The following is a 12,703-nucleotide window of genomic DNA, read 5'->3' on the forward strand; positions in this document are numbered from 1 at the left end:
GAAGCCGTGTCAGGTGCGCCATGCGAGGCCGCAGCGCAAGGGAGCGCAGCGAGTGCGAACGGGGGAGAATGGCGGCGTAGCGGACACTTGATGCGGGTGTAGGCCACTTACCTTCCGCGAGGGTTTGTAGGGGGTTGCTCTTCCCCCTGCAAACCTGCTGCCGGTCGAGGCTGGGCGTCCAGAGGGCAAAGCCCTTTGGGGCAAGCCGGAGGCGCGCAGGCTGTGCCCGGTTGGTGACAACCCGGGCCGATCGAGGACAGTCCATTGTCGCCATTTGCTCATGCCTCCACTTGCTGCAAACGCTCTTCCAGCGAATCTATTTTGTTCTGCATGCGAATGAGCATTTGCGCAATTTCCGCACTGTCTACGCCGCCTTGTGAGCTGCGTTCGCGCTTTTTCATTGGGTCATACCACATCTCGGTAATGTGGCGACCGTGGAAGCCGTCAGTGTCGTTGTGGACATGCACGACGACATCGACCACCAGATACAACAGCTTGCGAATCACTTCGTAAGGAAGCATTCGGCCCTGACGGTTTTGCAGGATCATCAGAGCCATACGCTCAAAGGTCAGCTCTGCCGAACCAGCGTGCACGCTGGTGATACCACCGCCATGACCAGAGGCCCCGACGTTAATAAAATCGAAGGTTTCCCCGCCGCGCAGCTCGGCAAGCAGAATCCGCTTCGGCTTCATCCGCAGGCAACTTTTGAGCAACGACGCCGGGGTAACAATCGCGTTCTCTTCTTCCTTCGCTTCGCTTGGGTAGAACAGATGGACGTGGTTCGGATGGTTGGGCAGGAACAGCTCGGCCACGTCTTCAATCGTAATGATGCGGTCGGTTGATGGGATTTCTTCCATCAGCCCTTTCATGAACGTCGTTTTGCCGCTGCCGGTTTCACCAGCAATAACGATGATTTTTTCCTGCTTTACTGCCGTGCGCAAAAACTCAAGGTACTTACCATCATCCTTGAGCTGCATCAGCATTTTTTCCCCGCTACTCAGACCCTGAGTAATCGGCCGGATATTCTCGAAAAAGCCCTGCTTTTCGTAGTCTTCCAGCTTGCGGATTTCAAAGCTCGGCTTACGGATGGTGACCGAGATAGTCCCATGCTCACAGGCAGGCGGCATAACGATTTGAACCCGTTCACCGCCCGGCAAAATGGCCGATAGAATCGGCCGCGTGCTGGAAATTTCATTTTTGCAAAACTTGGCGACAGCAGTTGCCAATGACTCTAGATGTTTGTACGTCAGCGCCTCGACGACATGCCGTTCGATTACTTGGCCGCGTTCAAACCAAACCTCTCCTGGCCGATTGATGTAAATCTCGAGAATCCCCGGATCGTCCATCCACGGCTTGACCAACGCAAGCAAATGCAGGACGGATGTTGCGCGGGAAAGGACGGCAGCGCCGCCCAAATAATCATTCGGCTGTAACATCGTAGACACCCGAAAAATCCAGATCCCGAGCAATGTAAATGCCCACTTGCTCACCCTGATTTTTGTAGAGGGTAGGCGGGATGTTGATTGTGTTTTTCAGCGCCTCGGTAGCCATGTTTTGCGAGGCGTCACCGGTGCTGTTGAAGTTGAATTGCGAGTCGCCGCTGCCGCTGGTGCTTTGAGTGAGGCCGCGCGCCACGTCGTCAACCAAACTCAACGCGAAGGCACCGCCGAAACGCTGCCAGAAGTGGTTATCAACGTAACCCGGAAGACCTGCACCACCCAGCGGATCAGTGCCCGGCGATCCAAGGTTGATGACGACACCGTTCGGCGTTTTGATGCGATCCCATAGAACGAAAATGCGGGCCATACCTTGGCGCATGTTCGCCTTGTATTCACCCGTTACCTCAGATCCGCGTTCGACCAACAGCAAATGGCCGTTATCGCTGTAAATGTCGCGGGTGACGGTACACGCAGTCATACCGGCAACGGTCGAATCCAAACGGGTTTTAAGTGCGCAGTCGATAAATGCGCCTTTGGCAATCAGGAAATTACGGTCGCCCAGCATGGACGCCGAACTACCGGGCGTGCTGGTCGCGGTCAACATCGACCCCAAGCTACCTTTGCCGCCTTCTTCGCTGCCGCCACCGTTGGTACCGGCGTTTTCATTGCCTCGGGTAACGGGTGAAGCCGCGCCAGTACCTCGGCTTTTGCTACCGGAGCGATCAACCATTAGGTCAGACCCTGCCTTGTCCAGCACTTGCGGCGGTTTATCGTTAGCCGATCCATTACCGCGACCACCGCCCGGCAGTGCTGGTCTTTGCCCCTCAGCCACATACGGGCCATTAGGCGCAGGAACTGTTGGTTGTGTTTGTCCTGGGAGAACAGGAGCAACTGGCGCGCTCGGCGCTGGAGGCGCAACGAACGTGCGAGCCGGAACGCTGCTACCCATGATGTCGCGCTGAACTGGCGCAGCATCTTCGGCTTTGTTTTTGTTCCATTTCCAGTACACAAGACCACCACCGACGGCGGCGAGAAGAAGCAACGCAAGGACGATAACTCCCCGACCCATCGTAGACGGGCCATGTTCATTAACGCTTGGCATACCCCGTTCGCCGTTCAGCGAATTCAATTGTTCATCCGGTGCGTTTGGTTGATTAATTTGATTGTTCATTTGCCATGCTCCGACGAAAGAAGTACCCGTCTAACACCGGGCACGGTGCTGCCATCTACTGCCGGAATGCCGTCGCGGTCGTAGCTGTCGTTGTAGACACCGACAACAGCATTCCCAAGGCGTAGAACGACCTCTTTCGAGACTCGTTGAATGACCAGCGTGTCAGGCTTGGCTGGGTCGATATGGCTGTTTACGATGCTTTCTGTTTTGTCTGCCGCAACCAGAAACGCGGTCGGGAAATCCCGATTATTCGGGAAGGTCAGATAGGTGAAGCGACCGTCATCGTAGGCGGTAGTCGGTGCGATACCTTCGGAGTTATCGCCAATCTGCATCGAGTAGTTCCAGTTACGCGGCGCTGGCTTAGCATCGAATTTCGCTTGGGCTTTCTGTTTATCCGCGAGCTTCATTGCCCGTGCGGCTTCATCGGCCGGATAGCGATATTCAACCCTGTAGGCGACCCCTTTGGCTTTGGGTTCCCGCAAAAACAAGTCAATGTCATACATTCGAAGGTTGGTTTTAACCATCAGGTTCGTGTCCCATGTAACCGGAGCCGGGATCATATTAGGCTGACCACTTTCACCCTTGATGGACTTAGCCTTGATGTACAGCATGTTTCCGCTGTCCGTAAACTCCCAACCTTGGGTAAAACCCGATCCCACATCGATAATCGTTTCATTTGGAGCGAAGACTACTCGGGAACCCCGACCGACAACTGTTTGAACGGTTACAACGTCTCCGGGGTTGTAGTTGACGTATTGGATACGGTTGTCGAAGCGCGACGCTTGCGGTACGTCGGCTGCGAACACAGATGCGCTGGACAGTGCCAGGGCGACGGCAAGAGCGAGATTTTTCATCGTGAAATCCCCATTTCAGGGTCAGCCCGCCAGCTAAGAACTTGGAAGCCGTTCGGGTTAATCAGTCGTTCGCTCTCTTTCATACGGCTTGCGCCGCGATACTCGTAACCAATCGTCGCAACAAAACGTTCGACGACAGCTTGCGAGGCGTCTTGATCTACCCGTTTCGTTGTCTTCACATAACGCACGGTGCCGCTGCCGTTTCCGCTGGGGATAACGCTCAAGATTTTTACAGTCGCTTCAACCGACTTGCCGTATGTCTTTTCGAGTGAATCATTGCCAGCGAAAAGCGCGGCATAAGCAGCACCGACAGTAGGAGACGACAACAGACCTACCTTGTCGTAATCACTCTGTAAGACGTTCCACTGGTAGGTTTCCCGAGCGATGACAAATTGGGCAAGCCAATACTTGTCCATCACGTCTTCGCCGGTAACTTTTTTGTCAGTCATGACCGTAACGATGTCGGGAACACCGGTCGCGTTGTCTACCCGGACGACGTAAGGGACAACGGTTTTGAGGGGCAACATTAGCGCGATGCCAACACCTTGCAATGCGGCAATCCCGACAGCAATCCCGGCAATGATCCAAGCGACTTTTTTGGATTTCTCATTTTCGACCGTGCGGCCTGATTCCCAGTCGTTGTTTTCATCGTGAAGCGCTTGCGACTTCGATCTCTGTTCCCCGCGCATGGTTACTCTCCTTGAACTGCGTTGACTGGTGCTGCAAGCACAGGCTTTTCCTGAGATTGCTTGTTAATTTGGATGCGCGGTTTGCCTTCCAGTGAAGGCACGACGGCTTTGTGGCTCGCGCAACCACAGAGGGTTGCGAGCAATAGAAATGCGAGTGCGCGTTTCATGCTTGATGTCCTGTGTTGGTCTGAAATTGAGGGTTGCCAGATTATACAACTGTTGACGCCAAAATACCCTATTTTGGTATTGCGAAAACGAAAAAAAACCGCCCTGTTTTCCCCAAAACAGAGCGGTCGAACGGTACGGTTATTCCTTAACGCTACCGCCTTTGGCCGAACCCCAATTTTTCCCCATGTTCTGCATGACGTGCTGCCGGTACGCCGGGTTCCACGCTGTGTTACCCGCTGCAAGGTGATTCAATCGGCCAGCAGTGACCATTTGACCCGATTGCATGTCGCGGCGCGTGGATTGACGGTTAAGACCTTTGGTGAACGGCGTAGCCGCGCCTTGGGCAATCTGCCTCAAGGTGATACCGGCGCTCGATATGCCCCCGGCCAAGGCGCCCCCGGCTTGATACGCCTGCTGCATCATGTAGAGGATTACCAATGCCAGCACGACGATTTCCAACATCGTCGCAATGGGGTAGTCATCAGGATTGCCCAATACGTCTTGAACCAGCACGCCGAACATCTTCACGCCGAAGGTCAGTACCGTACTCAGCAAGGCAACTTGCATGATGTACGTCATCACCTGGGCGAACCAGCGGTCAAACCATTGCGAGGTGAACTGTCCAAACAGCAACATCAGAATGAAGATAGGCCCAATACCAAGCATGATTGAAAGCATCGCCTTGGAGACGATAATCATGGCCCCGGCCGGAACGGCAATCACTAATGTCGCGAGATAAATTAGAAGGGCATTAAGCAAATCCCAAAACATCATCCCGATTTCGTAGAACTCGCGTTTGCCCATCTTTTCCATCATGTCGGCACCGATGGAAAAACCATCAGACATCGCGTTATCCACGACTTGAAAAACAGACGTGGGTTCTGTCGCGCTGTTGCTTGGCGAGAACGCCGAAGCCATGCCAGTTTCCAACCCGCGAAGCGCATCGACTACCCAGCTCATATAGGTTCCGGCTGACATTGCAAGACCGGAAATAATGATGAACTTGGCACACGTTTTTAAGAAGTGCGGCCCCGATTGTTCGATGCTGCCCATAATCATCATGTAACCGACCATGACGAGATAGAGCGTACCAAAGGCGACAACTACAATCGCGAACGAGTCGATAACGTTGGATGAAACAACACTGACAAACGTATCTAGCGTTTTGTCAATGCTCCCCCCGAGCCATTCAAATATCGTCGTTTTGGTTGCCATGTCATTTGTCCTTGAAATCCATTGGGGCACGCTCTCTGTAACCGCCGCGCTTCCCTAAGATGATTTCGTTGTCCGCTTTTTTGGCATTGATGCAGTTGGCCGAGGTCAGTTTCTCACCGACCTTGTCGCTGCATTCTGAAATCATCTTGCCGCGTTCTGCGGTGTGTTCCTTGTACCACTCGACTGTTTGCACGGGCGTATCTTCTTTGCAGCCAGCTAGGGCAACCACAAACAGACAGATAGCCAATTTCGGGACACAGGTTTTTAAAGTCATAACAGCACCCCTCATTGGGAAAGAAAGTCAGTTGGTTGACGTGCCTTGTACTCGCGCTTGGTAAGCACCTGGGCGTTCAGCTCGCGTTGCCGCTGGTGCTGCACTTTCTCTTCGGCTTCTGCAACCATTGAGTACATTTGCAATTTGGTCTGTTCGTTCTGCACGTTGGCCTGTTCGGCTGCCATTCGTGCCTGTAGCTCCGCAATGGCTTTCGGATCTTGGGTTTGGTCGATTTGAGCCATCAGGCCGTCGAGCTGGTTAATCCGGCTCTTGGCGGCCGTGTAGGCATCCATGGCAAACCCTTTGTCCTGTGACGCTTTGACGGCCTGAGCCTCACAGGACAGACGTTGCTGATCGTCGATGTAGCTTGCGCAGGCGTCGTAAATCCGGTTCTGTTCGTAAACGGTTTTGCCGCTACCACTCAAGCCCGAATAACCCCCGGTCTTCGTGCTGTCGTAAACCTTCTGCCAATCGCCCGGCAGGTAATCACGCAACGACGGATCGTTCATGATTTGGCCCATGTTACGAGTGCCGGTAGTCGAGGTATAGGTACGCACCATTTGCTGATAATCCGTCTGCATCTGGTCGTATTGCCGTTTCATTTCGGAAATCTGCTGTGCCCATTGAGCCATTGTTTGGACTTGGTTCAACGTGGCCGGAACGTCACTGGTGACAGTGACGGGAATTTGAGCGTATGCAGAGGTTGCGATAAGCGCAGTCAGTGCAAATCCTACGAGAGTCCGTTTCATAGTTACCTCAATGGCTATTTGCTGTTTGCAGCTTGGAGTTTTTGACACGGGCTTTACGACGTTCTTGGAACACCGGAAGCCACACTTCAGGATCATCGCCAAGTTCGGCAATGATGCTATCGGCAAGCTCGTTGTTATCGAGGCTACCCGACAAAATCGCCAGTTCATCGTCGAAGCCGTCAAGGTCAAGACGACCGAGCATTGACGTATGACCCTGTTTGACCAAGAACATGCGACTTTCTTCGCCCATGTTTCGGATAATGTCCCATTCGGCCACCGAACATTTGAAACCTTCGGTGTATTCGTGGAAGTCTGCTTTTGGGTTTGGCAGATAAATTTCGGTTGCCACCTGTTGAACCAAGGAGGCCGCAATTTTTGACTTCAAAAGGCTGCTTGGCATTTGTGTCGCAAACACCCCGAACCCGTTTTGTTTACGAATCGTCAATTGCTTGTTACCGGCGAACTCAGCAAACGCCTCATCATCGACCCACTTCCACGCCTCATCCATCCAGTAGATAAAGCGGCGACCGTCGATAATCGAATCCATGCGATGCAACAAGTACATGGAAATAGGCGTGCGAACATCGGCGTTATCGAGGAAGTCTGTTCCATCGAAACCGTAGTTGTTATGTGTGGTGAAGTCGATCATATCGGTTGGGCAGTCAAGCACCCAAGCCAAAGCCCCCTCGCGACCGTCGCCGTCGTCATAACACCAACGCGACAGACGTTTGGCAACGCTATTGTCTTGGTCTGCTTTGTCCGCGCCTTCCGTAATGTTCTGCAATACCGTTGAAAGGCGGCGCAATGACAGGTCCATTTCCATTACGGTACGAATGGCCTTGCTGATTCGCAATTCATCGGTTGTGGTTATGGTCTGGCCGTTGACCGAAACCAGATTTTTAATCAAGCGCTCCAGGAACAGAATGTTGCTTTCGGACTTTTCAATCTGCATTGGATTGAAGCCGGTAGGTCGGCCATTTTTAACGGACAGGTACTTACCGCCGAGTGCCTTAATGCAGAGCTTCGCGCCTTCGTCTTTATCAAAGAATACCGAGGCAAAACCACTTGGCGCACCAGCCACAAACTTTTGGGCCTGCATTTGCAGCCAGTTCATAAGCACAGTTTTACCCGAACCGGCTTGCCCGATAATCCGTGTGTTCGCCAAGACCTTTTTATCGAAAGCGTCTTCGTCGCCTTTTGAGTAATGGAAATTGAAATACAGCGGCTGGCCCGATGGGGTTTTCATCAGCGTGACAGCCTGGCCCCAAGGATTGCCGTCGCGCTTACCAGCGGTGAAGTTGTGGAAGCACGACAAGGACGCGAAATTCTTACTGGTCAAGCCAGCAACTCGGGGGCGGAAACTCCAGTTACAAGGCAACTGCGCATAAAATGCCGCGTCGGTCGCTGTAACAACCAAGGCAGCCAGAAAACCCGCATCCTGAATAATGGTCATGGCCGAGGTAGTGTTACGGCGCACTTTTTCAACGGATTCACCAAATACCAGAAGCGAATAATGATATTCACCCATGGTAAATTCGCCTTGAATCAGAGCGTCGATAGCGTCGGTGATTTGCTCAATTTGCGTAGCGCTTCCATCTTCAGTGTTCAGAAGTTGTTTGCGTTGACGCTCCAGAAACTCTTTACCTTTGCTTTTCGACATGAAGCTGTACGATTGAGTAATAACAAATTCGTAGTCTTCGTACATTAGGCCATTAAGAACACCAGGCTCTGTATGGGCCGCGTAATCTTTGAAGTCAATTCCCTGCGCAAAACGCGTTTTTGTAGGGGAACGAATTTCAATAGTCTCCGTGCCTACATGAACCCAGGCCGTGCCGAGGTATTCGTTAAGCGGTGCTTTGGGCACGCGCACTTTCTGCCACTCGCCTGTGATCAGAAAATTAAGGAATGACAAAGCATGTGAATAAACTACAGGCTCTTGATCGAACTCGCCTTGCTCTTCAAAGCAGGTAAGTTCTTCAAGGTCGTAGCGGCGCATGCTCGACTCGACTTGATAGCAAACATCATCGAGTTTCCGCAGGGCGTTTTTGCGCTGGGATAAAAGCTCAGCCCGGCTACGGCGAGCCGATTTCAGGAACATTTTATCCATGCGCGAAGGCGCCGGGCGGTAGATAACAGTCAAATACAGCTCGTTGGACATCATCCGATACCCGGACAACGAGTCGTAATACTTTTTGTTCATGTCATGGCAGAACTTGTTCTTGAATGTAGCGACCAGTCTGTCAGAGGTTTTGCGACGTACCGTGTGAGTCCACAATGCAACATGCTGCGAACCAATCGATTTAAGCAACGTATTCAGTTGCTCTTTACGCAACAGAATGTCTGCGCCGTCTACGGTTTCAAAGCTGATGCCAGACAGCTTGTAAATACGCACATAGTCACCTTCTTTGGTGACTAGGGAGTTATCAGAAACGTGATTGCTGTACGGAATGAATGGCGCTACATCCCGTTCGCGTGAAAGCTGCTGATGATATTTAGCTTGAGCGGTCATATCGCCTCACTTACGTTTTTTGAAGGAAAGCGGGCTATATGTTGAAGCTTTGTTCCAAAAGCGCCCGTTATGGTTGAAGTTGACCAGACGAAAAAGCATTTTCAGGCCGAGTAGCCGGAACTGCTGATCGTCCTTCTTGGCGATAAGCCGCATCACCATGACGATTGGAACGAGCAGCACAGCAACGAGAATTTTTGTCCAGATTGCCAACAGAATAAAAACGCCAGAGACGACGGCAAGCGGCACAACTGGCACGCCAAACATCATCGCTGGCCGGGTGCAGCCCTTAAACAGCGGGTCGCGGGGATCTTGTGGTTCCAGTTGTGCCGACATTGTTTGTTGCTCCGATTACGTCAACAGGTAGGCGGCCAACTCGGCAGCACCACCAATCAGAAGGCCACCGGCCAGGATCTTGCCGCATTCTGCGATGTCAGCGTGTTTGAACAGGAATTTGTAACCAGCCCACATAATCGCGATGGTCACTACGGTGATCGACACACCACGGAGAACGGACAGCAGGTTCTCAGCGAAGGTATCCACCTTGTCCAGCCCACCGGCCGCGAAGGCAGGCTCTACAGCGAGTAAAGCCAAGCAAGCCACTACGGCCATCAGCGGAAGGGCTTTCCCCTTGGTCAGTTTTTGCGTCATGTCATGAACTCCAATGTTTTGATAAAGGCTTGACGGGTATCCCGGCCCGTCACCGGCTACAGCTTTGCTCGGTCAAGACATCCTTATTTACCCCGCAAATCCGTACCCAGCATTATACGCCAGTAACGGCCAAAATATACTAATTTGGTTACTGAAATATCATTTCTTGGTCTGCTTAAGAACGAGCTTTTTCGGCATGGAAGGCTTGAGCGTCGGGGCTCCCGCAACCTTGGGCTTTTTCGGCACGGGTTTACCGTCCTTATCGTCCATAACGGTCTTGCATCCAGCCTGATAGGCGCTGCAACCCCACCAAAAACCGAACTCGCCTTTTTTGCGATGCAGCAAGCTGCCGCAGCTCGGGCACGGTGCTGTTTTGCCAGGCTTGCCCCGGTCGTCATCGAGGAAGGTCTTGCAATCTTCGCCAGTGCAGAACCAGCCATAACCTTTGGCCTTGCCTGTTTCTTTGTCCTTGCGCTGATAGCGACGTAACGGCGACTTCCTGCACGCTGGGCAGGTATGGACGGCCGGTTCAACCGGCTTGCCGTTCAGGTCGTCCATGAAGTGTTTGCACTCTTCGGTAGAGCAAGCCCAAATAAAGCCACCACCAGACTTGCGCTTAAATTTGCGCATAGTCCCTTCGTTACAAGTGGTGCAAGCGTAAACTTTCCGCTCCACTGGCTGAAAGTTCACATCATCCATAACGTGTTTGCATTCTTGACTACTGCAAAACCAGAACGGAACCTTGCCTACGGCTGCATATCGGCGTAGACCGCTTTCACACTTAGGGCATGGAAAACGGGGCTTCAAAGCCTTGTCGCTGCCCGCAGCTTCCATTTCTGAAATCAATTGCGCGTATGCTTGGCCTACTACTTCTTCGTAGGTCATTTCGCTATTCGCGATAAGGTCTAACTGCTCTTCCAGTTCCCGCGTATAGGCAATCTCAACAAAGGTAAACTTAGCCTCGACCAGTTTATCAATGATGTGATAACCAATTTCTTGCGGCACAAGGTAGCGTTTTTCCTCAACTACATAACCTTTACCGGTTATGTTCTGAATGATACTTGAGTAAGTCGCAGGCCTACCGATGCCTTCGGCTTCCATCTTTTTCACCAATGTAGCTTCGGTAAAACGAGTGGGAGGCGTTGTTTCTTTGTTAAGTACCTTGCCGTTATCCGCAACTTTTGAACTGCTGACTTCCAATGTTGGAACTTTACCCTGTTCTGGTTCTTTCTCTTCGTCGTCTGACTCGGTGGCGTCTTTAGCTGTCAAGGCCAACCACCCAGGGCTAACCAGCGTCCGGCCTTTGGCCTTGAACTGGAACGGCATGTTGTCCACAACAGCTTCCAGCTCTACCGTATTGACTGAGTACACCGCGTCAGCCAGTTGTGACGCTACAGAGCGTTGCCAGATCAGGCGATACAAGGCGCGCTGATTGTCATCTTCCCCGGCATCCTCAACTGAAAAATCAGTAGGGCGAATGCCTTCGTGCGCCCCTTGTGCATCACCCTTCGCGGTGAATTTACGAGGGCTATCGGGAATTGCCAGACCTTTTGCGGTTGCCAGCTCGCGAATGTCGCTTATTGCGTCCTCGCTGAGATTAACCCCATCGGTACGAATATAAGTAATGACACCTTGCTCAAACAGCTTTTGTGCAAGCTTCGATGTTACAGGCGGCGAAAGTTTCAAACTGGTGCTTGCCGCTTGCAACAACAACGACGTAGAAAACGCCGAAGGGGGCGAGCGTTTAGCTTTGGTCGTTTCCGAGTGAGTGACTGTGAAGTTACGGCAACTGGCGGCACGCTGAGCTATTGTCTGATCCAATATATAAGCTGAATCAGGCGTCAGGTAATTTTTTGTATTCCACTCCGCTTGCCATGAACCACCATCGAACGAGACGACAGCGCCGAAGTGCTTCGTTTTCCGAAACGCTTTAATTCTACGCTCAAGCTCAACTACCAATCGCAAAGCAACGCTTTGAACTCGACCAGCAGTTACAGACAGGCCGAGAACTTCTGTCAGCCACGGGGAAACTAGGTATCCATAAAGCCGATCTAGTGCGCGGCGGGCTTCCTGCGCTAGAACATAGTCATAGTCAATCATGCGCGGATTGTCTAAGCTCTTTTCCAACGCTTTCTTGGTAATTTCATCGAATGTAATTCGGGAAAAATCAGCATCACCCAGACCCAGAGTTTCTTTCAAATGCCAAGCAATCGCTTCACCTTCACGGTCCAAGTCCGTCGCAAGGTATATCTCAGTTGCCTTGTGCAATTGGCGGCTGATTCGCTCTAAACGCTCTTCACCGCCTGGGAATGTCTGTGTGCCCACTTTAGCCGCTGGGATAAACACATATTCCAGCGCAAAGCCGGGAATGGTGATACCCAACTCGTTGCGTGGCAAGTCACGAATATGGCCCACACTTGCGGCAAAACTCCAACTATCATCCAAGCAGGCTTTAAGTTTCTTAATCTTGTTTGGACTCTCGACTACCATAAGTTTCATTTGTTCTTCCCTTCATGTAGGCCGTACCAAAGTACGACTTGCGAGGTAAAGCCAACTACAAACATTAGGAGGCCGATACTGACAGGCCATCCCGAAGAGAAGACGAGTCCAATCACCGCAACTAAAACGCCAATAACTGCGATCAAAACCGGAATTCGGCGTACCCAACGTGTTTGATGTTTCACATTCGCATCGATCAAGCCGATTAACTCACGGCTGGCCTTATCCTTTTCCGGGGGCTGTTTGCCGTCTTCCTTTTTAAGTCCCATAAAATTCCACCCCCTTTAAAAGAGGACGACGGAGCGTCGTGTTTCAGATTGATTGGGTGCCGGGGGAGTTGGAGTTTCCGGCTGGGCGGTTTGCAAGCGCACTGGCTCGCTTGGATCAGTTACCGGTGCTGCCGAGGGAGCGGCCGTAGCGGCTGGTTTGGCTTCTATAAGTTCCGGTGGAACGAAAGCAACGCCTTGGCGACGGACCAGAACGGGCGC

13 protein-coding genes are annotated in these 12,703 nt (G+C 52.2%); all 13 read right to left on the minus strand.

All coding sequences use genetic code 11. The features are described from left to right. Nucleotides 1–278: 278 nt before the first annotated feature. The 13 genes from virB11 to ACYZTZ_RS31380 all read right to left on the minus strand — a co-directional run bounded on the left by virB11 (nucleotide 279) and on the right by ACYZTZ_RS31380 (nucleotide 12,484). Complete coding sequence (gene virB11 / locus ACYZTZ_RS31320; RefSeq protein WP_462000792.1) at nucleotides 279–1,436, minus strand: P-type DNA transfer ATPase VirB11; 1,158 nt, start codon at nucleotides 1,434–1,436, stop codon at nucleotides 279–281. Continuing rightward, nucleotides 1,420–2,610, minus strand: a complete 1,191-nt coding sequence (gene virB10, locus ACYZTZ_RS31325) for a type IV secretion system protein VirB10 (protein ID WP_462000793.1) — start codon at nucleotides 2,608–2,610, stop codon at nucleotides 1,420–1,422. Before virB10 ends, virB11 begins: the two co-directional genes overlap by 17 nt. After that, nucleotides 2,607–3,464: a P-type conjugative transfer protein VirB9 gene (gene virB9, locus ACYZTZ_RS31330; RefSeq protein ID WP_462000794.1), complete on the minus strand. Its 858-nt coding sequence runs from the start codon at nucleotides 3,462–3,464 to the stop codon at nucleotides 2,607–2,609. The genes virB10 and virB9 overlap by 4 nt, the downstream gene beginning before the upstream one ends. Then, nucleotides 3,461–4,153: a VirB8 family type IV secretion system protein gene (locus tag ACYZTZ_RS31335; protein ID WP_462000795.1), complete on the minus strand. Its 693-nt coding sequence runs from the start codon at nucleotides 4,151–4,153 to the stop codon at nucleotides 3,461–3,463. Before ACYZTZ_RS31335 ends, virB9 begins: the two co-directional genes overlap by 4 nt. Before the next feature lie 2 nt (nucleotides 4,154–4,155). Next, nucleotides 4,156–4,320, minus strand: a complete 165-nt coding sequence (locus ACYZTZ_RS31340; RefSeq protein WP_462000796.1) for a hypothetical protein — start codon at nucleotides 4,318–4,320, stop codon at nucleotides 4,156–4,158. A 139-nt stretch (nucleotides 4,321–4,459) separates the two neighbouring features. Then, on the minus strand, nucleotides 4,460–5,536 hold the full coding sequence (locus ACYZTZ_RS31345) for a TrbL/VirB6 family protein (RefSeq protein ID WP_462000797.1): 1,077 nt from the start codon (nucleotides 5,534–5,536) through the stop codon (nucleotides 4,460–4,462). Between the two features lies 1 nt (nucleotide 5,537). Continuing rightward, a complete protein-coding gene (locus tag ACYZTZ_RS31350; RefSeq protein WP_462000798.1) occupies nucleotides 5,538–5,810 on the minus strand; it encodes an EexN family lipoprotein in 273 nt (90 codons plus the stop codon). Nucleotides 5,811–5,821: 11 nt separating this feature from the next. Further along, the gene (gene virB5, locus ACYZTZ_RS31355; RefSeq protein WP_462000799.1) at nucleotides 5,822–6,559 is read right to left on the minus strand and encodes a P-type DNA transfer protein VirB5; all 738 of its coding nucleotides are present in this window, start codon (nucleotides 6,557–6,559) and stop codon (nucleotides 5,822–5,824) included. Nucleotides 6,560–6,566: 7 nt separating this feature from the next. After that, nucleotides 6,567–9,068 (minus strand): VirB4 family type IV secretion/conjugal transfer ATPase, encoded by a 2,502-nt coding sequence (locus ACYZTZ_RS31360; RefSeq protein ID WP_462000800.1) that lies wholly within the window; start codon nucleotides 9,066–9,068, stop codon nucleotides 6,567–6,569. Nucleotides 9,069–9,074: 6 nt separating this feature from the next. Beyond that, nucleotides 9,075–9,401, minus strand: a complete 327-nt coding sequence (locus ACYZTZ_RS31365; RefSeq protein ID WP_462000801.1) for a VirB3 family type IV secretion system protein — start codon at nucleotides 9,399–9,401, stop codon at nucleotides 9,075–9,077. 15 nt (nucleotides 9,402–9,416) lie between these two features. Continuing rightward, a complete protein-coding gene (locus ACYZTZ_RS31370; RefSeq protein WP_462000802.1) occupies nucleotides 9,417–9,716 on the minus strand; it encodes a TrbC/VirB2 family protein in 300 nt (99 codons plus the stop codon). Between the two features lie 159 nt (nucleotides 9,717–9,875). After that, nucleotides 9,876–12,215 (minus strand): type I DNA topoisomerase, encoded by a 2,340-nt coding sequence (gene topA / locus ACYZTZ_RS31375; protein ID WP_462000803.1) that lies wholly within the window; start codon nucleotides 12,213–12,215, stop codon nucleotides 9,876–9,878. After that, nucleotides 12,212–12,484: a hypothetical protein gene (locus ACYZTZ_RS31380; protein ID WP_462000804.1), complete on the minus strand. Its 273-nt coding sequence runs from the start codon at nucleotides 12,482–12,484 to the stop codon at nucleotides 12,212–12,214. The genes topA and ACYZTZ_RS31380 overlap by 4 nt, the downstream gene beginning before the upstream one ends. Between the last annotated feature and the right edge of the window lie 219 nt (nucleotides 12,485–12,703).

The sequence above is a fragment of the Pseudomonas sp. LB3P58 genome, assembly GCF_054897895.1.

Excerpts from the sequence above, each read along its gene's own strand:
- ACYZTZ_RS31360 (WP_462000800.1), bottom strand. The coding sequence starts at position 9,068 with ATGACCGCTCAAGCTAAATATCATCAGCAGCTTTCACGCGAACGGGAT.
- ACYZTZ_RS31365 (WP_462000801.1), bottom strand. The coding sequence starts at position 9,401 with ATGTCGGCACAACTGGAACCACAAGATCCCCGCGACCCGCTGTTTAAG.
- ACYZTZ_RS31380 (WP_462000804.1), bottom strand. The coding sequence starts at position 12,484 with ATGGGACTTAAAAAGGAAGACGGCAAACAGCCCCCGGAAAAGGATAAG.
- virB9 (WP_462000794.1), bottom strand. The coding sequence starts at position 3,464 with ATGAAAAATCTCGCTCTTGCCGTCGCCCTGGCACTGTCCAGCGCATCT.
- virB10 (WP_462000793.1), bottom strand. The coding sequence starts at position 2,610 with ATGAACAATCAAATTAATCAACCAAACGCACCGGATGAACAATTGAAT.
- ACYZTZ_RS31340 (WP_462000796.1), bottom strand. The coding sequence starts at position 4,320 with ATGAAACGCGCACTCGCATTTCTATTGCTCGCAACCCTCTGTGGTTGC.
- ACYZTZ_RS31345 (WP_462000797.1), bottom strand. The coding sequence starts at position 5,536 with ATGGCAACCAAAACGACGATATTTGAATGGCTCGGGGGGAGCATTGAC.
- virB11 (WP_462000792.1), bottom strand. The coding sequence starts at position 1,436 with ATGTTACAGCCGAATGATTATTTGGGCGGCGCTGCCGTCCTTTCCCGC.
- ACYZTZ_RS31350 (WP_462000798.1), bottom strand. The coding sequence starts at position 5,810 with ATGACTTTAAAAACCTGTGTCCCGAAATTGGCTATCTGTCTGTTTGTG.
- virB5 (WP_462000799.1), bottom strand. The coding sequence starts at position 6,559 with ATGAAACGGACTCTCGTAGGATTTGCACTGACTGCGCTTATCGCAACC.
- ACYZTZ_RS31370 (WP_462000802.1), bottom strand. The coding sequence starts at position 9,716 with ATGACGCAAAAACTGACCAAGGGGAAAGCCCTTCCGCTGATGGCCGTA.
- ACYZTZ_RS31335 (WP_462000795.1), bottom strand. The coding sequence starts at position 4,153 with ATGCGCGGGGAACAGAGATCGAAGTCGCAAGCGCTTCACGATGAAAAC.
- topA (WP_462000803.1), bottom strand. The coding sequence starts at position 12,215 with ATGAAACTTATGGTAGTCGAGAGTCCAAACAAGATTAAGAAACTTAAA.